Below are 21807 nucleotides of genomic sequence, written 5' to 3'. Positions count from 1 at the left end.
AGGGATACCTGTCCCTTCGTGAAGGTAGCCGAGAAACGGCCGATGGGTGACCGCCGCGTGTCGCCGTCCGATTACGGAGCGGAGACGACGTCCCGCACCGACTGGGATTCCGCCGTCACCGAGCCGTCCTTGAACGCGCCGTCCAACTTTCCCTCGGTACGGCGCGTGAGCGTGAGCCGGACCTGGCACTGCGAGCTGTTCTTGCCTGGGGTCGGCGTGGTCGTCACGGGCTTGATCGAGCCCCGCGCGATGGTCGCGGACGTCCGCCCGGGCTCGAGTTCGAGGCTGCCCGCTTGCACGCAGTCACCCGCCCAGCCGAGGTTCGTCGGCAACTGCGACGGCTCGCTGGTGAACCGCACAGTGATGTCCTTGCGTCGCGAGAAAGTCATACCGGCGGCCGGTGCAACCATCCGGACCCGTTCGGGCAGTACGACGGTCGATTGTGGAGCGGACTCGTTGTCGCCGCCGCGTTTGAGGCTGAAGGTGATTTCGGTCCCGGCCGCGGTCACGCCGTCCAGGCGGTTGGTGTAGCTGGTGACACCGGCGGACCGATGGTGTTTCAGCTCGGCCGACTCGCCGCCACCGCTGGCGGTGATCCCTTCGCCGTCGCCGAGTTCGACGAATGTCAGCGTGCCAATACGGAGCGAGGCACTCACGTCGGCCTCGTCGGTGTTCTCCGGCAGCGTGACGACCATCCCTGCGGTCATTCCGCTGGTGCGGATGTCCTTCGACTCCACGGTCGAGCAGCCGGTCAGGACGAGTACGAAGGCGAGAACAGTTGCTGGGGCGGCGATTCGCTTCACAGTCCGCGAAGCTAACACCGCCAGGGATCAGCGCTCGTGAGTACAACTACTCATACTGGAGCGCTTCGAGCGGATTCAGCTTGGCCGCGCGCCGGGCCGGCCAGATCGCGGCGAAGATGCCGACCACGACCGAGACGACCGCGAAGATCACCAGTTGACCGGCCGGAATCGTGAAGGTGATCTCGTCCAGCCGGGACGCCAGCAGCGACGCGAGGACGAGGCCCAGCACGATCCCGATCACCGCGCCGATGAGGGCGGTGATCACGCTCTCCTGCCGGATCATCCGCTTGACCTGCAAGCGCGTCAGCCCGATCGCACGCAACATGCCGAGCTCCCGGGTTCGCTCGAAGACGGTCAGCACCAAGGTGTTGACGATGCCGAACAGACTCACCAGGACCGAGAGCGCGAGCAGGACGTAGAGGACGTTCAGGATGCTCTTCACGTTGTCGGTCTGCGCCTTCTTGAACGCCTCCCGGGTCATCGCCTTGGCGTTCGGGAACGTGCTCAGCGCGCTGTCCAGGGCCGCCGTGTTCTCCGCGGTCACACCGCCGCGCATGTTGACGAACGTGTAGATGTTCAGCGGCTGCGAGGTGGTCGAGTCGAAGGTCTCGGTCGAGATCGTCACGTTGCCGAACGGCGATCCGCCGGCCGGCGGGCGGAAGACGCCACGGACCTCGAGTTGCAGAACTTTCCCGGTCGCCGTCTCCATCGCGAACCGTGAGCCCTGCGAGAGTGCGTTGCTGTCGGCGTACTCGGCATCGACGATCGCGCCGTCGGCGCCGAGTTCACCGAGCGACGCCTGGGAGCCGGACCGCCAGTCGAAGGTGAGCAGGCTGGGCGCCTCGGCATCGACGGCGGTGATCGTGATCGTCTTGTCGAACGCCTTCGCCTGGCCGCCGCGCACGCTGGTCTGGGACTCGACGGCCGGTACTTCGGCCACAGCGGCCGCGACTGTCGGTGGCAACGGGCTGAAGTTGTTCTGCGCGGTGATGGCGTAGTCGGCGCTGAAGATCCCGTCCACGGCCTGCTCGAACGGCTTGATGATGCCCGCGCCCAAGGTGGCAACCAGTGTGACCAGCGCGAGTCCGATCATCAGCGCGGCGGCGGTCGACGCCGTCCGGTGCGGATCGCGCCGGCTGTTCTGGCCGCCGATCGCGACCGCGGGTCCGTCAGGGAGTACTCGCGGGAACTCGGCGGGCCGCCCTCGGAGCCGTCGTACCAGCCAGAGCGGGAACAGGAAGAACGGCCAGGCGATTGCGGTCAGTACGACGACCGCCCAGCGGGCGACCGGATCGGCCACAGCGGCGAGCGGCCGGACGAGACGGGAGGAGAACAGGGCGATGCCGATGAACAGCAGCAGTACGCCGGCACCGAGCAACGACAGCAGTGCGGTGGTCGACAATCCGTCGACGAACAGGCCGGTCAGCACGAGCGCGATCCCGACGACGGCGAGCAGGGCCGCTCCCAGTGGGCGGTAGCGATTCAACCGGCCAGGCGCGAGCGTTGCGCCCTCCCGGACCGCGGCGATCGGCGGCACCCGGGTCGCCCGCCACGCAGGCCGAAGACTCGCCAGTACGGTGACCAGTACGCCGACCACCAGCGCGACGATGATCGTCCGGGTTTGGAAGACCAGTCCGTTGTTCGGCAGGGTGAAACCGACCGCGTCGAACAGCTTGAACAGCCCGGTTGCGATCGCGAGCCCGAGGAACAGCCCGACCACCGCCGAGACGAGCCCGGTCACCAGTGCTTCCAGGACGACGGTGCCGAGGATCTGGCGGCGCGAGGCCCCGAGAGTGCGCAGGGTCGCGAACTCTCGGGTGCGCTGGGCGATCGTGATCGACAGCGAGTTGGCGATCACGAACGAGCCGACGAACAACGCGATCCCGCCGAAGACCAGCAGGAACGTCTGCAGGAAGCTCAGGAAGCCGCTGGTCCCGGCCGCGTCCTCGGCCGCCTGGTCCTCGGCGGACCGGACCTGCGTCGCCTCGGGCAGGATGGGTCGCACCGCGTCGAGCAGTTGCTGCTCGCTGGTTCCGTCCTTCTTCGCGATCAGGATCTGGTCCAGCTTGCCGGCCTTGTCGAGCAACCTCTGCGCGGTGCCGAGTTCGAACCCGGCCAGTGTCGCACCGCCGATCGACGACACCGCGCCGAACTCGACCAACCCGGAGATCCGCATCTGCTCGGCCGGCCCACGCGCCTGCACACCGATGGAGTCGCCGGCCGCGAATCCCTTCTCCTGCGCGCTGTGCGTGTCGATCACGACCTCGCCCGGCGCGGGCCACGCACCGGAGACGAGGGTGAGCGAGTTGAACTGCGGCAGCGCGGGATCCACGCTGAACGCGAGGTTCGGGGCGCCGCCGAAGACGATCGCCTTGCGGTCCTTGCCGATCAGTTGAGCCTCGCCGGCCACTGCGCCACCGGCCGCACCGACCTCGGGCAGTTCCCGGACCTGCGTGAGCAGACCGGCGTCGAACGGCGGCGCGGTGACGGTCCCGTCCTCGGCCGCGTCGAACGCCGTCTTCCCGGTGATCGCCGCGTCGGTGTTCTTGTAGTTCTCGGTGAAGATCGAGTCGAACGCGGACGTGATCGAATCGGTCAGCACGTACGTGCCCGAGATCAGCGCGACGCCGAGGACGACGCCGATCGCGGTCAGCGCCGAGCGAAGCTTGCGGGCCAGCAACCCCTGGACCGCGAACCGGATCACTGCAGGTCCAGCGTGTCGATGATCTGCAGGATCTCGTGCTGGCTGGACCGACCCGTCTCCTTCACGATCTCGCCGTCGGCCAGGTACAGCACCCGGTCGGCCATCGCGGCCGCGCGGGCGTCATGCGTGACCATGACTGTGGTCTGGCCGTACTCGTCGACCGAGCCGCGCATCAGCGCGAGGATCTCGCCGCTGGTCCGCGAGTCCAGGTTGCCGGTCGGCTCATCGGCGAACACCACGGTCGGCCGTGACACCAGGGCCCGCGCGATCGCGACCCGCTGCTGCTGGCCTCCGGACAGTTCGGCCGGCCGGTGCTCGAGGCGGTCGCCGAGTCCGACCCGCTCGACCAGGTCCTCGAAGTACTGCGGATCCGGCTTCGTGCCGGCGATCGTCAGTGGCAGCAGGATGTTGTCGCGGGCACTGAGCATCGGCAGCAGGTTGAAGAACTGGAAGATGAAACCGATGTGCTGACGCCGCAGCTTGGTCAGCGCGTCGTCACCGAGGGTCGTGATCTCGATCCCGTCGATCCGTACCGAGCCCGACGTCGGCCGGTCCAGTCCAGCCAGGATGTGCATGAGCGTGGACTTGCCCGAGCCGGACGGTCCCATCACCGCGGTGAGCTGTCCTGGATCGATCTGCACACCCACGCCGCGCAAGGCCCGGACCTCGGTGTCGCCTTCGCCGTACACGCGGACGACGTCCTCCGCGTACACCACGCCGGTATTCGTGCGTGCTGCTGTCCCCTCCGTGCCGATCATCGCCCCTCCCGACGGATCAGCGGCCCCCAGCCGATCGGATCGGTCCCCGCTGCCGAGTGTGCCTCTTTCGGACGGTCAGATCCAGCCCCGCCGGGCGGCGTGGAAGCCGAGCTGGAGGCGGGTGTCGGCGGAAACCAGGTCCATCAGCGCGCGGACCCGGCGCTGGACCGTGCGCATGGACAGGTTGAGTTGGTTGGCCACCGCCTGGTCGGTCAGGCCGGCCAGAAGCAGGCCGAGGATCTTGGCGTCGAGCTCCGGGAGACCGTCCGACGAGCCCTCGACCATGCCGTTCGTGCCCAGCACCAGCGGGAGCCCGTCGCGCCACACCCGGTCGAAGAGGGCGAGCAATGCGTCGAGCATGCCGCTGCTGTGCACGATCAGCGCACCGATGGCGCCGCCCGGTCCGGACAGCAAGGGGACGAGTGCGATGCGACGATCCACGATCAGCAACCGAAGGGGCAGTTCCTGGACGACGCGAACCTCTTCACCGGCGTTCAGCGAGTCGGACGCGGCGGCGAAGAACCCCGGCCGGTCGAACGCGCTCCGCTCGATCATCACGCGGTAGCGGACCCCACGGGTGACGGCGGCGTCCTCCTCCTTGTTGTCCTCGGGCGGCACCACGGCGATGTCCGCCTTCACGAACCCGAGGACTTCTTCCCGCGCGGACATCTGCAGCTGGGCGAACCGCTGGCCGACCGCATTGGCGCCACGGACGACGTCCACGACGTCGCTGATCGACCGCTCGGTGTCCGTGCCCCGATAGACCTCGGCCAGCGACTCGATCTCGCGTTGCGCTCGGCGCAACTCCTCCTCGCGCTGGACCGCGAGTGCCGCGAGTGCGACCGAGGGCGGCGAGGCGACGTACCGATCCGTGCCGCTGCTCGACCGCGCGGCCAGGCCGAGCGTCTCCAACGAGGACAGCGCCCGCGCCGCCTCGACCGGGTGGCAGGTGAGCCGGCTCGCCAGCTCGACGGCGTCGTACGACGGGACCTCGACGAGGGCCCGATAGGCGAGTTCTTCGGAGTCATCCAGTCCGAGCACGTCGAGCACGATGCCTCCCAGCAGACGGCGATGTGGCGGCTGGACCCTGGCGGGTACCTGAATTGTCGCAATCTTGCCAGCACAGCCACCTCCTTCGCTGGCGGTTTTGCGATGGACTGACCGGCGACAATCCGTCCCGAAGGGTGTCCTCCCCATGTTTTTCCGCTTCCTGGCGCGCAAAACCCCGGCCGGTCGCTTTCTGACCGGTGCCGCGGCCATCGCGTTGCTCGCGGCCGGCGCCGTACCCGCCGCCGCCACTGCCACTGCCACCCCGCCCACTCCGTCCGCTCCGACTGCCCGGCCGACCCTGCCGGTGCAGGTCGACGCCGCGAAGGTCGTCACCCTGATCACGGGGGACAAGGTGCAGTTGTCCCCGGCCGGCTCCGGACGCAGCAACGTCCGGTTCGTCCCCGCCGATGCCTCTGACGCCGGCTACGAGACCCGCACGGTCGGCAAGGACCTGTACGTCGTACCCGACAGCGCCGCGCGACTGGTGAACAGCGGCAAGGTCGACCAGGCGCTGTTCAACGTGAGCGGTCTGATCCGGCAGGGGTACGACGACGCGTCCACCAACCAGATTCCGGTCATCGCGACGTACAAGCCGACGGCGCGAGCCGCTCAGCAGGCGGTCCCGGCCGGGTCCACCCGCACGCGCACCCTGCCGTCGGTCGGCGCCGCCGCACTGCGGACCGACAAGACACAGGCTCACGACACCTGGCAGTCCCTCTCGACCGGTCGGGACGTCCAGAAGCTCTGGCTCGACGCGAAGGTCAGCAAGACGCTTGACCAGAGCGTCCCGTACGTCGGCGCCCCGCAGGCCTGGGCGGCCGGGTACGACGGAACCGGTACCACGGTGGCCGTGCTCGACTCCGGCGTCGACGCGGAGCACCCGGACCTGATCGGCGCGGTCAAGGCGCAGCAGAACTTCACCGACAGCCCGGACGTCGCCGACCACGACGGTCACGGCACCCACACCTCGTCGACGGTGGCCGGTCGTGGCGTGGCATCCAACGGCAAGAACAAGGGCGTTGCCCCGGGCACGCAACTCCTCGCGGGCAAGGTTCTGAACGACTTCGGCAGCGGCGAGTTGTCCTGGATCATCGCCGGGATGGAGTGGGCCGTTGCCGAGGGCGCCGATGTGATCAGCATGAGCATCGGTACGTCCGAGCCGGTCGACTGTACCGATCCGATGGCGGCCGCGGTCGACCGGATCAGCGCGGAGTCCGGCGTACTGTTCGTCGTTGCTGCCGGCAACCTCGGCGGTCCGTCCGAAGCCATCAGCAGCCCGGGATGTGCCGCGTCGGCGATGACGGTCGCGGCGACCGACCTGACCCAGACCACGGCCGACTTCTCCAGCCGTGGACCGGTGCTGGGCAACCACGCGGTCAAGCCCGACATCGCGGGACCCGGCGTAGACATCACCGCGGCCCGCGCCGGTGGGCGCGGCGACCAGGCGTACGTCGACATGAGCGGTACGTCGATGGCGACGCCACACGTGGCCGGTGCCGCGGCGATCCTGAAGCAGCAGCACCCGGACTGGAACGGTCAGCAACTGAAGGCTGCTCTGCAGAACTCGGTGCGCTCGGAGAGCAAGGTCGGGATCTACGAGCAGGGCGCGGGTGAGCTCGACGTCGCCCAGGCGGTCACGTCGACTGTGACCGGGCCGAGCACCGTCGACCTCGGGACCTTCGCCTGGCCGCACACCGCAGCTCAGAAGATCACCAAGCAGTTCACTTACCGCAACAGTGGGACGTCACCGGTGACCCTGACGTTCGCGACCGATGCGCGCGGCAACAACGGGAAGCCGTTGCCGGATACCCTGATCCACTTCGATGCCACGTCGCTGACTGTGCCCGCCGGCGGGACCGCCGACCTCCCGGTGACCGTCGACCCGGCGGCCGCGTTGGACTACGGGCTGTACGGCGCGATCAGCGTCCGCGTGGTTGCTACGGGCAACGACGGTCGGACGGTGGTGACGCCGTTCGGGTTCTACCTCGAGCCGCAGTACGTCGACGTCACCTTCAAGCTGATCGACCGCGACGGGAAGCCGGCCTCGTCGATCAGCTCGCTGGACGTGTTCGACCTGGACAGTATCGCGGCCCAGCGGGTCGGGTTCGACGGTGCGGACCGCACGCTCCACCTGCGCGCAGGCACGTACTCGCTCGCCGCGACGATCGCCCACGACGGCGCGAACGGACTCGTCGACTCCTACGCCTTCCTCGGCGACCCCGAGATCACGCTGACCAAGAACACCACGATCACGTATGACGTACGGACCGCGGCCGAGGCCAAGGTGACGACGCAGCGTCCGAGCGAGCGCCGCGGCGGCAGCCTGACGTATGGGCGGGTGATCGACAACTGGATCCTCGCGTCGAGCCGCAGCTTCGGCCCGCAGGTCTCGGCGATCTACCTCGGTACGACGCCGACGGCGCGCCGGGGCACCTTCGAGGTGATCGAGGGGTGGCAGTACGGATCACCGGCCGGCGCCGAGTCGCCGTACCTGTACAGCCTCGCGTTCACGCACGAGCAGCAGGTCAAGGGGACGCCGGAGCATCGGGTCCGCGATCGCGATCTGGCGACGATCGACGCGACGTACTACACGCCTGGGAAGCCGTACAGCTACTCCGAGTACACCGACGTGTGGCGGCCGTGGAGCATCAACCTGATCCCGACCGGGACCCGGGGGACGGTGGCGGCGCCGACTCAGGTGCAGCATCTGGTCACCGCCGACCCAGACACCAAGGTGACCCAGATGGTCGGGCACGCGGATGCGATGGCGTGGCCGTTCGCGACGCTGATGACGTCGACGGCGACGGCGTACAAGCCTGGGAGCAGGCACAGCGAGAGCTGGTACAAGGCCGGACTGCGACCGAGCATGGTGACCGACCAGACGACCGGGCAGAAGTACGCGCCGGCGGCGCGCGACGGGAACACGATCTGGAGCAACTTCCCGAGCTGGGCGGACACGCAGCCGGGTCACTTCTCGCAGCAGGGCTTCCTGGATCTGGGCGGGACCGAACTGCTGGCGGACGGGGTGTCGCTGGGGAAGTACGGGTTCTACGGCCAGGGCGTCTGGGACGTGCCGGCCGCGGCGACGAACCTCGAGCTCGTGTACGACCTGAACCGGTGGCAGCGGGGCGACTACAAGTGGGAGTCACCGTCGACCGTCCAGACCCGGTGGAAGTGGAAGAGCTCGTCGGCTGACGCCGGCAAGCCGTTGCCGCTGCTGTTCCCGGACTACGACATGGCGGTCGACCTGAACGACCGGGCTCCGAAGCTGCCGGTCTTCCCGATCACGATCACGGCGGAGTCCGGGCACTGGTACAAGGCCGGCCGGTTCACCTCGGCCCGGGTGTCGGCGTCGTACGACGATGGTGCGACCTGGGTCCAGGTCCCGGTGCTGAACCTCGGGAGCAAAGCGGTGGCCCTGGTCAACAACCTGAAGGCGACCGGCTTCGTCACACTCAAGGTCGAGCTGACCGACTCCAACGGCAAGTCGGTCACGCAGACGCTGAACCATTTCTACGGAATCCAGTAGAAACTCGAACGCCCCGGCCGTTGCATCGGCCGGGGCGTTCGTCTGGTTTGTGGCATCGGACCGGGAAGCGCCTCACGGCGCGTGGCCGCTCGCAGCGGCTTATTTTGGGACCCGGGGCTTGCACCGGCCCGACACCTCGAACAGTGTAACGGGTCCCAAAACCCCTTGTCCCGTTGACATCTCGGGCTTCAAGACGCCATATCACCCGAACCTCAACTGTGCAACCACACCCTCGGCACGGCGCGTTGCGCTGGGTTGCGCGGCGTACCGTTACCAGAGTTGGCCGGCGCGTTCGGCGCGGGCCGCTGTGTGCAGCTGGTCCGCGGTCTCGACGAGCTTCGAGGCCGACAGCACCCGATCGTGCCCGTCGTCGGCAAGATGCGCCCGCCCGGTCGCGACGATCCGCGCGAACGCCGCCGCCCGGTCCAGCGTGGTCGCGAAGTCACCGATCGCGACACCCCGCAGTACTGCGTCCACCATCTCCCGCACCTCGGTCGGCCCCGGCGGCTCGGCGACACCCGCGACCACCGCGTGCACCTCGGCGTACCTCCGCCCGGCGGCGAACTCGTACGACACCTCTTCAGCGTTGGAGTGCACCCACGACCGCAGCAGGTACAACCTCCAGAGCGCACCCGGCAACGAGTCCGACGGTGCATCCGACCACAGCTCAGCCAGCTCATCCAGCCCGTAGTCGTCCGCCAGTTTCACGACGCGAGCATGCACCTCGGCATCCTCCGAGTCCCGCACCCCCCGCACCAGCAACTCAGCCGTCCGATGCGCCACCTCGGTCACCGTCGCCGGATCAGCAGCCCCCGGCAACGACTCGAACAACTTGTTCCCCGGCATGATCGGCCGGCGCGGATTAGGACTACTCACACGCCCCATCGTGCCCGACCCACTCCACCCCCGCACACCCACCCGGCCGGTCGTCGGCCACCCCTGACCGCTCGGGCTGAGTGCTGGAGCGTGCGGTCGGCCGTGTTGGCGGCTCGGGAGTTCGGGGCGGAGGTCTGAGGGGTCGCTACAGTCGGGGGTATGGCGGGTGCTAAGGGTGGGCAGGGGAAGCTGGCCAAGAATCTGGTCAAGTACGGCGTGCGGTACGGGCCGTTGGCGGTTGAGGCGTTCAGGCATGGGCGGGAACCGGCTCAGCAGGCGATGCAGGCGGCGTTGGCGAAGCGGGCTGCGCGGAAGAAGGCGATCGAGCACGCGCTGACTGTGCGCGACGGGTCCCTGCTCAAGATCCTCCGTGAAGGGCAGGCGATCTTCTTCGTGTTCTCCGGCGACGCGATCGTCACGACGTACCCGTCCGTTCCCCAGAACACCTACCCCGAACTCCTCCGCCACGCCGACCTGGACAAGCGCGAAGCCGCGGTAGTCCTCGCCGCCCGCAAACCCAAATTCACCCCCCACCTCCCCCACCTCCGCCGCCGCTAGCCCCACCCCACCCCCGCTCACCGTCCAGCCGGGAGCCCGTGCACGCGATCTGGGGATCTCGGACATGGCAGGACCTGTCCGCGGTCACCGGATGGTGTTCGAGGCCAGGTTCACCCGCACCCCAGCACCCAACCTCTGCCACCCCGTCCCGCAGTGCGCCCCCTGCACAGGATCTGGGGACCTGGGACATGGCAGGACCTGTCCGCGGTCACCGGATGGTGTCCGAGGCGAGGCTCACCCGCACCCCGGCACCCAACCTCTGCCACCCCGTCCAGCGGAGAGCCCGTGCACGCGATCTGGGGACCTTGGACATGGGAGGACCTGTCCGCGGTCACCGGATGGTGTCCGAGGCGAGGCTCACCCGCACCCCGGCACCCAACCTCTGCCACCCCGTCGCGCGGGGGCCCGTGCACGGGATCTGGGGACCTTGGACATGGCAGGACCTGTCCGCGGTCACCGGATGGTGTCCGCGGGGGGACGTGAGGGCCCGGACGTCTGCGGTGGGGGCGCGGGGGCGGCGTGGTGGGGACGCGAGGGGCGCACGGGGAAGGTTGATGTGGGTGTAACACGGGGGACGCGGTGGGGCAACAGAGGGGGTGGAGGGTGGGACGTCTACGAGGGAGGCGTCTGCATGCTTTGGAAGATCAGGACCGAACTTGCCGATCGGCCGGGGGCGTTGGCTGAGCTTGCGGCGCGGTGTGGGGCGGATGAGATCAACATCCTGAGTCTCGAGGTGTTCACGGCCGAGGGTGGGGCCGTGGACGAGTTGGTGGTTTCTACCGGTGTCGGCTGGACAGCGGATGCTTTGACCGCACTCGCGGCTGAGGCGGGTTGCCAACGTACGACGGTCCGCCCGTGCCAGGCCGACGTACTGAGTGACGCCCCGACCCGCTACCTGCGCGCCGTACTGCGATTGATCGATGACCCGGTGTCGGTGGATGACGAGCTCGGCAATCTGCAGGGGTTCGACGAGTACACGCCGGCCGAATGGGCCCGCGCCGACGCCCTCGTGGAGATCGCCGGACGGCTGGCCGAGCGGCTGCAGGAGACCGAAGGCCCGCGACCAGGCAGTGGCGAACCCGAGCTGCGTACGGCGACCGTCGACGATGCTGAGGCGGTCGTTGCGATGCATGAGCGGTGCTCGTTCGAGAGCCGCACCCGGCGCTACCACGTACCGATGCCGAAGCTGACCGCCCGTACCGCCCGCCACCTGTCCGCACCGGCCGGCGGCGTCTCGATCGTGGCGACCGTGGGCGGGGCCGTCATCGGGATGGCGACCGCCGCGCCCTGGGAGGAGCTCGGGCGTACGACGATGGAAGTCGCCGTACTGGTCGAGGACGGATGGCAGGGCAGTGGTCTCGGCGGGCAACTGCTCCGGCGCGTGATCGGTGCAGCGCGCGACCGAGGGGCCGACCGGGCCGTCTGTGTGGTGCAACCGGAGAACGTCGCGATGCTCCGCACGATCGAGGGTCTGCGGATGCGGACGAGAGTGGTCCAGGACAGTGACAATCTGATGGTCACCGTCGCACTGTCCGACCAGAGCCTGTCGCATGCGGTGGATCGGCCGCCGGTGCAATATCGTCGGAGTCGTGCCACCCCTTCCCTCCGGTCGCAACCCGCACGGGCTGCTGGTCAACATGCCCGCGAGCACGCGCTCGCCGCTCTTTCAGCTGTTCAGCCGAATCCTCGTCGCGCTGGGTCTGCTGACGGTGATGGTGCTGATCGTGGTGCTCGACCGTGACGGCTACAGGGACAACTACGACGGCGACGTCGGCCTGATCGACGCGATCTACTACGCGACTGTCACCCTCACCACCACCGGGTACGGCGACATCACGCCGGTGACCCCGAGCGCGCGGCTCGTGAACGCGTTCATCGTCACGCCGCTGCGAATCGGGTTCCTGGTGGTGCTGGTCGGCACGACACTGGAAGTCCTGGCCAACGAGGGTCGCCGCGTCATGCGCGACACCCGATGGAGGAAGCGCATGAAGGATCACACCGTCGTCGTCGGCTACGGCACCAAGGGCCGGTCCGCCGTCCAGACGCTGATCAGCAACGGGGTGAAGCGCGACAGCATCGTGGTGATCGACCCGCGGGCACAGGCGATCGGCGACGCCGGTAACGACCAGATGGCCGCGTTCCACGGCGATGCGACGAACCGGAACGTCCTGCGCCGGGCCGAGGTGATGTCGGCACGCGAGGTGATCGTGACGACCGACCGTGACGATGCGGCGGTCCTGGTCACGCTGGCCGTCCGGCAGCTGAACGCGACCGCGCATATCGTGGTCGCGGTCCGCGAGGAGGACAACGTTCCGCTGCTGCGGCAGAGCGGCGCCGACGCGGTCGTCACCTCGTCCGAGGCGGTCGGCCGGCTGCTCGGCCTGTCCGCCGTCAGCCCGAACCTGGGCGAGGTGATGGAGGACCTGCTCACGTACGGCGAGGGCCTCGAGGTCGCCGAACGCCCGGTGCTCGGCCGTGAGGTCGGCAAGCCTCCGTCCGCGGTGCCGGACCGGGTGGTCTCGGTCGTCCGCGACGGCAAGGTGCACCGGTACTACGACTCCAACGTTTCGGTGCTGGCCGCCGGCGACAAGCTGATCGTCGTCCGCCCGGCCAAGGAGACGCCGTGGGCGGAGCGCCCCGGCGCCGACGAAGAGGACGAGTAACCTCTTCCGCTCCTGGCCGCTGAGTGGTTGTCTCTGATCAGGCGGAGTTCAAGTCCGGCTGAGGGGTGAGGCCTGATGTGGAACAGACAACTTGCCGGCGTCGCGATCGCGGCGATGGCGTGTGCGGGGCTGACCGGGGCACAGAGCCAGGCGGCTGCGTCGGGTAACGAGTGGATCGGCCCGTGCGTTTCTGAGGACAGCGTTGTGCAGGCGCGGGGCGGACCCCGCGAGCCTGATCTCGGACAGGTCGCACAGGACCTGCCGGCCGCGGCGAAGGGCAAGGCGAAGCCGGGGTTCAAGGCAACCGTGCCGGTTTACTTCCATGTGGTGACGGACGGTACGGTCGGCTCGCTCACGATGCCGCAGATCCTGACCCAGATCGACGTACTGAACAACACCTACGCGGGCGGTGAGGGCGGGGACCGCACCGGGTTCAGCTTCAAGCTGGCCGGGGTGACGCGCACCGACAACGCGGCCTGGTTCTACGCGAACCCGGGTGGCACCGGCGAGCACAGCATGAAGCAGGCGCTGCACACCGGTGGGCCGGGTGACCTGAACCTGTACTCGACGACGGCCGGCGACTACCTCGGCTGGGCCTACCTGCCGGACATCGTGACCAAGCCCGGCCAGGCATACCTCGATGGCGTGGTCATCGACTGGGAGTCGTTCCTCGGTACGTCGACCACGTACGCGGGCCGCTACGACCAGGGCGAGACGTCGACGCACGAGGTCGGCCACTGGCTGAACCTCGAGCACACGTTCCTCGGCGGCTGCAACGCGAAGGGCGACTTCGTCGACGACACTCCGAAGGAGAAGACACCGACGTCCGGATGCCCGGCAGGCAAGGACACTTGCACGGCCCCCGGCCTGGACCCGATCCACAACTACATGGACTACTCGTTCGACTCCTGCTATACGGAGTTCACCCCCGGCCAGTCCCAGCGCATGGCGGACGCCTGGCTGCTGTACCGCACCTGATCGCCGTACTCACCGGACCGTGACCCCGCTGACGGGTCACGGTCCGATTGCGTGTCGTGGTCGTTGCCAGCCCGAGGTTGACCGCGAGGCGCCGACGTCCTAAGGTCTCGCTTGTAAACGATTACAAGAACGATTACAGGAGGTCGGCGTGAGTCGTCCGACGATCGCGGGGGTGGCTCGGGCCGCCGGGGTCTCGGTGGCGTCGGTGTCCCGCGTGCTGAACGGGCTGCCCGCGACCGAGGAGATGGTCGAGCGGGTGCAGCGGGCGGTGCAGGAGCTCGGGTACGTGCCGGACGCCCGGGCACGATCGCTCAAGGTCGGGCGCACGTTCCAGCTGACGCTGGCGGTCGCCGATGTCGGTAACCCGGTCTACGTGACGATGATGCGAGCGGTCGAAGAGGTCGTGTCCGCGGCCGGCTATCGGCTGGTGGTGACCACGACCGGGCCGGATGTGGTCGACGAGGTCGCGCTGGTCCGGGGGATGGCCCGCGGGTACGCCGACGGCCTGGTGATCAGCCCGCTGCGCGTCGACGAGGACCTGATCAAGTCGATCCGCGAGTGCGAGGTGCCGGTGGTCGTCGCCGGTAACGTCCCCGCCAAGGCCGGCGTCGACACGATCCGCGCCAACTCGCCGAAGGGCATCCTGCTGGCGGTCGAGCACCTGACGTCCAAGGGACGCAAGCGGATCGCGTTCGTCAACGGCCCCGCGGACACGGTGCCCGGAACGGCCCGGGCGAAGGGCTTCGCCGACGCGATGAAGGAGTTCAAGCTGACGTCGGCAGGTGAGATCGAGGCCGCCGACTTCACCTTCGCCGCCGGACGCGAAGCGGGGAAGAAACTGTTCAAGAAGAGCGGCCCCGACGCGGTGGTCTGCGCCAACGACCTACTCGCCGTCGGCGTCATGCACGAGCTCGCCGCCTACGGACTGGGCGTTCCGGACGACGTGGCGGTGATCGGGATGGACGACAGTGAGCTCGCCGAGCAGTGCTTCCCGCCGTTGACGAGCGTGAACCTCGGCTCAGCCGAACGTGGCCGGCGGGCCGCTGAGTTGCTATTGGCAAGGATCGAGGACAGCAGCCGGACGCCCCGGCGAATCGTCGTACAACCGTCTCTGAGCGTGCGGAAGTCGACCCCGTGACTGTGTTGAATGCCGCGCCTCCGGCGCGGGGGTCATGGGGCCTTGGCTCCCGGCCTTCCCTCGTCGCTCCGGTCGCTTCGCTCCCTGCGCTCCTCAGTCCACGCCGGGAGGCCCCATGACCGCGACCATGACGGCGCCGGCGCCGACTCCGGTGCGCAAGACCGGAAAGCCGAAGCAGAACCGGGAGGCGATCTTCCTGTTCCTGCCGGCGCTGCTGCCGGTGTTGCTGCTCAGCGTCTACCCGCTGATCCGCGGCATCGCACTCGGCTTCACCGACGCCCGCGCCGGGCTGAACGTCGACACGAACTTCATCGGCTTCGAGAACTTCTCCAAGCTCCTGCACAACGGCCTGTTCTGGGACTCGTTCCGGATCGGCATCATCTGGACCTTGTCGGTGACGATCCTGCAGTTCGTCGCCGCGCTCGGTCTGGCGCTGCTGCTGAACACGACCATCAGGTTCCGAGGCGTGGCCCGGACCCTGGCGCTGATCCCGTGGGCGATGCCGCCGGTGGTGGTCGCGATCATGTGGCGGCTGCTGCTGCACCCGACCAACGGCCCGGTCAACGAGATCCTGCAGAAGCTGCACCTGACCGACCACCCGATCAACTTCCTCGGCGACTTCAGTACGGCGCTGCCGGCCGTGATCGTGGTCGGAATCTGGGTCGGCATGCCGATGACCACGATCACCCTGCTGGCCGGCCTCCAGGGTATCGACCGGACGCTGTACGAGGCGGCCGCGGTCGACGGTGCGAGCGCGTGGAGCCAGTTCTGGAACATCACGCTGCCACAGCTGCGCACCGTGATCGTCGCGATCACCAGCCTGGACATGATCTGGAACTTCAACTCGTTCGGCCTGGTGTACGTGCTGACCGCCGGCGGTCCGGGCGGCAAGACCATGCTGCCGATGCTGTTCGCCTACAACGAGGCGTTCCGGTACGGGAACTTCGGGATGGCCGCGGCGATGGGTGACGTGATGGTGGTCATCATCATCGTGTTCCTCGCGTTCTACCTGCGGAACCGGCTGAGGAGCGAGGCATGAGAACACGTCCGGCCGCCCGGTTCCTGCAGTACGTCGCTGTCGTCTGCTACCTGGTGTTCCTCGGCTTCCCGTTGTTGTGGCTGATCTCGAGCTCGCTGAAGTCGCCTCGCGAGTTCGCGAGCATCACGCCGAGCCTGCTGCCCGAGCACCTCGACTTCTCCAACTACAGCGACGCGATGAACGAGCAAGGTCTGATCAGGGGTCTCGGCAACAGCCTGCAGATCTCGATCGCCACCACGATCCTCGTGCTCATCGTGTCGCTGCCGGTGGCCTACGCGCTGGCCCGGTTCCGCACCCGGCTGCGGCCGGTGACGAACGGCTGGATCCTGGTCAGCCAGGTGTTCCCGGTGATCCTGATCGTGATCCCGCTGTTCATGATCCTGCGGCCGCTGCACCTGACCAACACGATCCCCGGTGTGGTGATCGTCTACATGGTCTGGTCGCTGCCGTTCGCGTTGTGGATGCTGCAGGGGTACGTCGCCGCCGTACCGCGCGAGCTCGAGGAAGCGGCCTCGGTCGACGGGGCGTCCAGGGTGCGGACGATCGTGTCGATCGTGATGCCGCTGTTGCGGCCCGGGTTGATCGCGACCGCGATGTTCACGTTCATCTCGGCGTGGAACGAGTTCTTCTTCGCTCTGGTCCTGCTGCAGGACCCGGAGCTCAAGACACTGCCGCTGGTCCTGGCGCGCTTCGTCGGCGCCGAAGGCCAGGTGCAGTTCGGTCCACTGGCAGCAGCGTCCGTCCTGGCCACCGTGCCAAGCCTGATCTTCTTCGCCTTCCTCCAACGCCGGCTGACTTCCGGTTTGTTGAGCGGCGCAGTCAAGGGTTAGAGATCCCCTGAGGAGAACACATGAAGAGAGTAGTAACCGCTCTGCTGGCGGCGGGTGCACTGGTGGCGCTCGCGGCCTGTGGGAGCAACAGTGACAACAGCTCCGGTGATTCGGGGTCGAACGAGAAGGTGACGCTGAAGTTCCAGAGCCTCGCCTTCCAGAAGACGACGGTCGCCGCGACCAAGAAGATCGTCGCGGACTGGAACGCCGCGAACCCGAATATCCAGGTCGAGTACGTCCAGGGCAGCTGGGACTCGGTGCACGACCAGTTGGTCACCCAGTTCCAGGGCGGGACCGCGCCGGACATCATCCAGGACGAGTCCGCCGACATCACCGGCTTCGCGAACCAGGGGTTCCTGGCCGACCTGTCGCCGTACCTGAGCCAGGAGACCAAGGACGCCGTACCGCAGGGGGTCTGGGACACCGTCTCCAGCGACGGCAAGACGTTCGCCGCGCCGACGCTGCTCCAGTCGTACGTCGTGTTCGGCAACGCCGCGCTGCTCAAGCAGGCCGGGATCACCACGACCGGTGACTCGCTCAGCTGGGACGACCTGGCCGCCGACGCGAAGAAGCTGACGGCAGGCGGCAAGTACGGCCTGGGCTGGGGCCTGAAGAGCCCGACCGCGACCGTGCTGAACCTGGGCATGAACTTCGACGCGCAGTTCTTCGAGGGCTCCGGCCGGGACGCCAAGGCGAAGATCGGCGACCCCGAGCTCGAGGTGCCGAAGCGGATCAACGCGATGGCCTACACGGACAAGTCGATCGACCCGACCTCGCTGACGCAGAGCGGCTCCGACGTCCTGCCGGGCTTCTTCGCCGGCAAGTACGCGATGGTTGTCGCGGGCAACTACACCGCCCAGCAGATGGTCGAGCAGGCGCCGAAGGGCTTCCAGTGGGAGGTGCTGCCGCCGCTGAAGGGCACCAGCACCAAGCAGGCGGCGAACCCGCAGACGCTGTCGGTTCCGGCCGAGGGCAAGCACATCGAGCAGTCGGCGAAGTTCATCGACTACTTCATGAAGGCCGACAACCTGGCCGCGGTCGGTCAGGGTGACTGGCTGATCCCGACCACGCAGGCGGCCCGGGACGCGATCCTGAAGACGACCGGTGGCAAGGACGGCTGGCAGCAGACGCTGGCCAGCGGTGCCGAGCTCACCAAGGCGCCGTTCCAGAGCGTGGAGAACTATCCGAAGTGGAAGGACCAGATCGCGACGCCGGCGCTGCAGGAGTACCTGGCGAACAAGACCGATCTGGCGGCACTGGGCAAGAAGCTGAGCGACGGATGGGATCAGGCCAACCAGTGATGTCCTTGCTGGAACAGAAATCTACGGGTGCCCTCGTCGGCTCCGCGGTCGGTGACGCGATCGGTGGAGCCGTCGAGGGGTGGACGCCGGAGGCGATCCGGGAGCGGCACGGAGGCTGGGTGACCGGCATCGTCGGTCCGTGGTACGACGAATGGCGGACCGCCCGGCCGATCGCGCCGTACCACAAGGGCGACGGGCACATCACCGACGACACCTTGATGACGCACGCCTTGGTCGAGGTGTACGACGAACGCCGCACGCACCTGGACGCCTACGCGATCGCCGAGTCGCTGGTGCCAAAGATGCTGACCGGGACACGTTGGGTGCCCGAGCTGGAGGCCGACGCGTTGCTGCTGCAGCGGGTGTTCCTGGCCGAGAAGTGGCTGGTCGCCCGGTTGCACTACGGGCATGTGGATCCACGTGAGGCCGGCGTCGGCAACATCGTCAACTGCGGTGCGGCGATGTACATGGCGCCGGTCGGAATCGCCAATGCCGGCGATCCCGAGGGTGCGTACGCGGAGGCGATCGATCTCGCGGGTGCGCACCAGTCGAGCTACGGGCGGGAGGCGGCCGGCGTGTTCGCCGCCGCCGTCGCCGCGGCGATGACCCCTGGCGCGACGGCCGCATCGGCTGTGGAAGCGGCGCTCGTGCTGGCCAAGGACGGTACTCGAGGGGCCGTCGAGGCAGTGGCAGCCGCCGCGGACGGCCTGACCGACTGGGAGCAGGCGATTCCCGTGCTGCGCAAGGCGATCGGGCCCTTCGACACGGTCGGCCCGGACTATCGCGACCAGTCGCTGGACGCCCGGCGGCCGAGCCGGACGAAGGCGATCGAGGAGCTGCCGGTCGCCCTCGGCTTCGTGCTCGTCTCCGAGGGAGATGTACGCCGGGCAGTCCTGGGCGGCACGAACTACGGCCGGGACGCGGACTCGATCGCGTCGATGGCCGGTGCGATCACGGGTGCCCTCAGCGGACTGAACGGCGTACCGGCGGACTGGGCTGCGGACATCGCCGCGGCGAGCAAGACCGACCTCGAGCAGCCGGGCCGGGTGATGGCCGCGGTCGCGGAGGACATCCGTGCGGCCGACGCCGAGCGGTGGGCCCGGCGGTCGGCCGCGATGGATGCCCTGGTCTGAATGTCAGTTGCCGTAGGCCTCGAGTTCGATGATCCGGGAGTACCCGTGGTCGTTGGAGTCGTGGATGACGAGCTGGACGGCGTCGACGGCCACCGGGGCGAAGGTCACGGTGAGGAGACCCTGCACGTTGTCACGGAACTCGCCGACGGTCGTCCAGGTGCCGCCGGTGCGGACCTGGACGTCGAAGTCGCGGATCCCCATCACGGCCGCCGGGTACTTGGCCGAGTCGAGGGTCTGCACGACGACGCGGCCGATCGTGGTCGGCTGGACGAAGTCGACGCCGTACGTGTCGGGGAAGACGCCCTTGGTGGCGTCGTGCCAGCCGCTGGCTCCCCACTGCGCGGAGTCGGTGTTGCCGTCGACTCCGCCACACAGCTTCATGTCGCCGTTCGTGGAGGACGCGACGGCCTGCTCGCCGAGCAACAGGTTGTCGCGCGCCGGGACGGGCTTGATCGTGACGGGCACGGACAAGTGTTCGCGACCGACACTGAGGTCGACGTTGTGCGTCGCCGGAGCCGTGCCTCGCGGCACTGTGATCTCGAGAGGCGCCTTCACCAGTTGGTCGACGGGCAGATAGCTCGAGAACTGGTGCCGGGACAGTGTCAACGAGGAGTCGCCGCTGATGCGCATGTCGGCAATGGTGGGCTTGCGGCCGGTATTGGTCATGCCGAGGGTGAGCTTGCCGGACGGGAAGCAAGGCAGCGGCACGACCTCGACCGGCTGCGGGGTTGCGCTGATCTCGACCTGATTGTTGCTGCTGGCAACTGCGACGGCCGGGACCAGGAGAGCGAGTGGGACGGCGAGCAGAGCGGTGCGTGCGCGTTTCATGTGCGGATCCGTTCAGGCCAGGTGGGTACCGGGACGGCCGTCCTCGACGACCAGGGTGGCGCGGGTGGACGCCGTACCACCGGGGGTGATGACCCGGTCGACGACGCGGTACTCCGACGTCCACTGGGAGCTGTCGAGACGGCAGCTGAGGTAGCCGCGCTGGACGCTCTGGAACTTGACGTGCGGATTTTCGGCGAGCAGCGCCTTGCCGGTGGCGTCCGAGTCGACACCGTCCTTGCCGGACGAGATCGACGTGGTGACGAACTCGGTGCCGACCGCCGGCGTCGACGGGTCGGCGAAGTTCACGCGCAGGTCGGACGCGACGGCGCGATGCAGGTCGCCAGTGAGTACGACGAAGTTGCGGACATGCCGGTCGCGGACGCCGGACAGGACCCGGTCGCGCGAACCGACGTACCCGTTCCAGGTGTCCATCGGCAGTTCGAGGTCAGGACCGGTCTTGCGGTCGAGTTGGGCCATCGCGACCTGCTGGGCGACGACGTTCCAGCGGCTGCTGGAACGGTGCAGGGTGTCGAGCAGCCAGCGTTCCTGCGCGTCGCCGGTGATCGTGCGGGCCGGCTCCTGCGACACCTCGTCCGGCGGCAGCCAGCCACCGGTGCTGGTCTGGTCGTCGCGGAACTGCCGGGTGTCGAGCACGCTGAGGTCGGCGGTGCGACCGTAGCGGAGGTGCCGGTACAGCCGGATCGACGGACCGTCGGGGGACTGATCGAGGCGCAGCGGCATGTGTTCCCAGTACGCCCGGAAGCCGTTCGCCCGACGTACGACGAAGTCGTCGTGCGGGACGCCGTCCTCGGAGATGTATCCGGCCCAGTTGCCCTCGACCTCGTGGTCGTCGAGCGTAACGATCCACGGCGCGGCGGCGTGCGCGGCCTGCAGGTCGGGGTCGGTCTTGTGCAGCGCGTACCGCGCCCGGTACTCGTCCAGCGTGAAGATCTCGCCGGCGAAGTCGACCGGGACCGGCTGGTTGCGAACGCCTGCCGTCGGCCCGACACCGACCTCGTAGATGTAGTCGCCGAGGAACAGGACGACGTCGTGGTCCCGGCGTGCGACGTCCTGGTACGCCGTGTAGAAGCCGTCGTAGTAGGCCTGGCAGGAAGCGACCGCCATCGACACCGCCGGCTGGTCGGCCGGCGCCGGCGCGGTCCGGGTGCGGCCGACCGGACTGACCTGACCGTTCGCGCGGAAGCGGTAGAAGTAGTGCCGCCACGAGCGCAGACCGCGGACGTCGACGTGCACGGTGTGGGCGTACTCCGCGCGAGCGTGGGCCGTGCCCCGGCGTACCACGCGGCGGAAGTGCTCGTCCTCGGCGACCTCCCACTCGACCCCGACCGTGCGGTCGTCCATCCCGCCGAACGCCTCGAGCGGACCCGGCGCGAGGCGGGTCCAGATGACCACGGCGTCGGGCAGCGGATCACCCGAGGCGACGCCGAGAGTGAACAGCGGGCGTTTGTCGGTGCGGTGCGGTATCCCTACTGCATCAAGACCAGGGAGGGTGCCGGTGAGGGCAAGAGCGGCGGCGGCGCCGGTGGCGGAGAGAAAGCTGCGGCGGGTGGGCATGGGACGGAGTATCTGTCCGCGGTGACACAACGAACCAGGCACAC

At 68.3% G+C, this 21807-nt stretch carries 17 protein-coding genes; 10 read left to right on the top strand and 7 right to left on the bottom strand.

What is annotated here, in order from left to right; genetic code table 11:
* Positions 1 to 71: 71 nt before the first annotated feature.
* The 4 genes from ACIBG5_RS34900 to ACIBG5_RS34885 all read right to left on the bottom strand — a co-directional run bounded on the left by ACIBG5_RS34900 (position 72) and on the right by ACIBG5_RS34885 (position 5315).
* The gene (locus tag ACIBG5_RS34900) at positions 72 to 803 is read right to left on the bottom strand and encodes a hypothetical protein (RefSeq protein ID WP_396395790.1); all 732 of its coding nucleotides are present in this window, start codon (positions 801 to 803) and stop codon (positions 72 to 74) included.
* A gap of 46 nt (positions 804 to 849) precedes the next feature.
* Positions 850 to 3507 (bottom strand): ABC transporter permease, encoded by a 2658-nt coding sequence (locus ACIBG5_RS34895; RefSeq protein WP_396395789.1) that lies wholly within the window; start codon positions 3505 to 3507, stop codon positions 850 to 852.
* A complete protein-coding gene (locus tag ACIBG5_RS34890; protein ID WP_396395788.1) occupies positions 3504 to 4265 on the bottom strand; it encodes an ABC transporter ATP-binding protein in 762 nt (253 codons plus the stop codon). Before ACIBG5_RS34890 ends, ACIBG5_RS34895 begins: the two co-directional genes overlap by 4 nt.
* Before the next feature lie 75 nt (positions 4266 to 4340).
* Entirely contained in the window at positions 4341 to 5315 is a 975-nt protein-coding gene (locus ACIBG5_RS34885) for a helix-turn-helix domain-containing protein (RefSeq protein WP_360450739.1), read from the bottom strand.
* Between the two features lie 145 nt (positions 5316 to 5460).
* Here ACIBG5_RS34885 and ACIBG5_RS34880 point away from each other — a divergent pair, with 145 nt between their 5' ends.
* Positions 5461 to 8844: a S8 family serine peptidase gene (locus ACIBG5_RS34880; RefSeq protein ID WP_396395787.1), complete on the top strand. Its 3384-nt coding sequence runs from the start codon at positions 5461 to 5463 to the stop codon at positions 8842 to 8844.
* A 270-nt stretch (positions 8845 to 9114) separates the two neighbouring features.
* Here the strand turns inward: ACIBG5_RS34880 and ACIBG5_RS34875 are convergent, their stop codons facing one another.
* Positions 9115 to 9729 carry a hypothetical protein gene (locus tag ACIBG5_RS34875; protein ID WP_396395786.1) on the bottom strand — a complete coding sequence of 205 codons (615 nt, stop codon included), beginning with the start codon at positions 9727 to 9729 and terminating at the stop codon, positions 9115 to 9117.
* Between the two features lie 150 nt (positions 9730 to 9879).
* Here ACIBG5_RS34875 and ACIBG5_RS34870 point away from each other — a divergent pair, with 150 nt between their 5' ends.
* From ACIBG5_RS34870 to ACIBG5_RS34830, 9 genes are all read left to right on the top strand, one after another.
* Positions 9880 to 10278 carry a hypothetical protein gene (locus ACIBG5_RS34870; protein ID WP_396395785.1) on the top strand — a complete coding sequence of 133 codons (399 nt, stop codon included), beginning with the start codon at positions 9880 to 9882 and terminating at the stop codon, positions 10276 to 10278.
* Positions 10279 to 11035: 757 nt separating this feature from the next.
* Positions 11036 to 12019 carry a GNAT family N-acetyltransferase gene (locus tag ACIBG5_RS34865; protein ID WP_396395784.1) on the top strand — a complete coding sequence of 328 codons (984 nt, stop codon included), beginning with the start codon at positions 11036 to 11038 and terminating at the stop codon, positions 12017 to 12019.
* Positions 11916 to 12941, top strand: a complete 1026-nt coding sequence (locus ACIBG5_RS34860) for a potassium channel family protein (RefSeq protein ID WP_393381387.1) — start codon at positions 11916 to 11918, stop codon at positions 12939 to 12941. Before ACIBG5_RS34865 ends, ACIBG5_RS34860 begins: the two co-directional genes overlap by 104 nt.
* A gap of 75 nt (positions 12942 to 13016) precedes the next feature.
* Complete coding sequence (locus ACIBG5_RS34855; RefSeq protein ID WP_396395783.1) at positions 13017 to 13919, top strand: zinc metalloprotease; 903 nt, start codon at positions 13017 to 13019, stop codon at positions 13917 to 13919.
* 148 nt (positions 13920 to 14067) lie between these two features.
* The gene (locus ACIBG5_RS34850; protein ID WP_396395782.1) at positions 14068 to 15057 is read left to right on the top strand and encodes a LacI family DNA-binding transcriptional regulator; all 990 of its coding nucleotides are present in this window, start codon (positions 14068 to 14070) and stop codon (positions 15055 to 15057) included.
* A 115-nt stretch (positions 15058 to 15172) separates the two neighbouring features.
* Positions 15173 to 16096, top strand: a complete 924-nt coding sequence (locus ACIBG5_RS34845; protein ID WP_396395781.1) for a carbohydrate ABC transporter permease — start codon at positions 15173 to 15175, stop codon at positions 16094 to 16096.
* Positions 16093 to 16926, top strand: a complete 834-nt coding sequence (locus ACIBG5_RS34840; protein ID WP_396395780.1) for a carbohydrate ABC transporter permease — start codon at positions 16093 to 16095, stop codon at positions 16924 to 16926. The genes ACIBG5_RS34845 and ACIBG5_RS34840 overlap by 4 nt, the downstream gene beginning before the upstream one ends.
* Positions 16927 to 16946: 20 nt before the next feature.
* Positions 16947 to 18227: an ABC transporter substrate-binding protein gene (locus ACIBG5_RS34835; protein WP_396395779.1), complete on the top strand. Its 1281-nt coding sequence runs from the start codon at positions 16947 to 16949 to the stop codon at positions 18225 to 18227.
* Positions 18227 to 19360: an ADP-ribosylglycohydrolase family protein gene (locus tag ACIBG5_RS34830; protein WP_396395778.1), complete on the top strand. Its 1134-nt coding sequence runs from the start codon at positions 18227 to 18229 to the stop codon at positions 19358 to 19360. Before ACIBG5_RS34835 ends, ACIBG5_RS34830 begins: the two co-directional genes overlap by 1 nt.
* Positions 19361 to 19363: 3 nt before the next feature.
* Here the strand turns inward: ACIBG5_RS34830 and ACIBG5_RS34825 are convergent, their stop codons facing one another.
* A complete protein-coding gene (locus ACIBG5_RS34825) occupies positions 19364 to 20188 on the bottom strand; it encodes a hypothetical protein (protein ID WP_396395777.1) in 825 nt (274 codons plus the stop codon).
* A gap of 12 nt (positions 20189 to 20200) precedes the next feature.
* A complete protein-coding gene (locus tag ACIBG5_RS34820) occupies positions 20201 to 21763 on the bottom strand; it encodes an alkaline phosphatase D family protein (RefSeq protein ID WP_396395776.1) in 1563 nt (520 codons plus the stop codon).
* Positions 21764 to 21807 lie beyond the last annotated feature (44 nt).

It is taken from the genome of Kribbella sp. NPDC050241 (assembly GCF_044459685.1).
Classification (GTDB): domain Bacteria; phylum Actinomycetota; class Actinomycetes; order Propionibacteriales; family Kribbellaceae; genus Kribbella.
The sequence above is the reverse complement of the archived record's forward strand: the minus strand, read 5'-3'. Positions and strand labels throughout refer to the sequence as shown.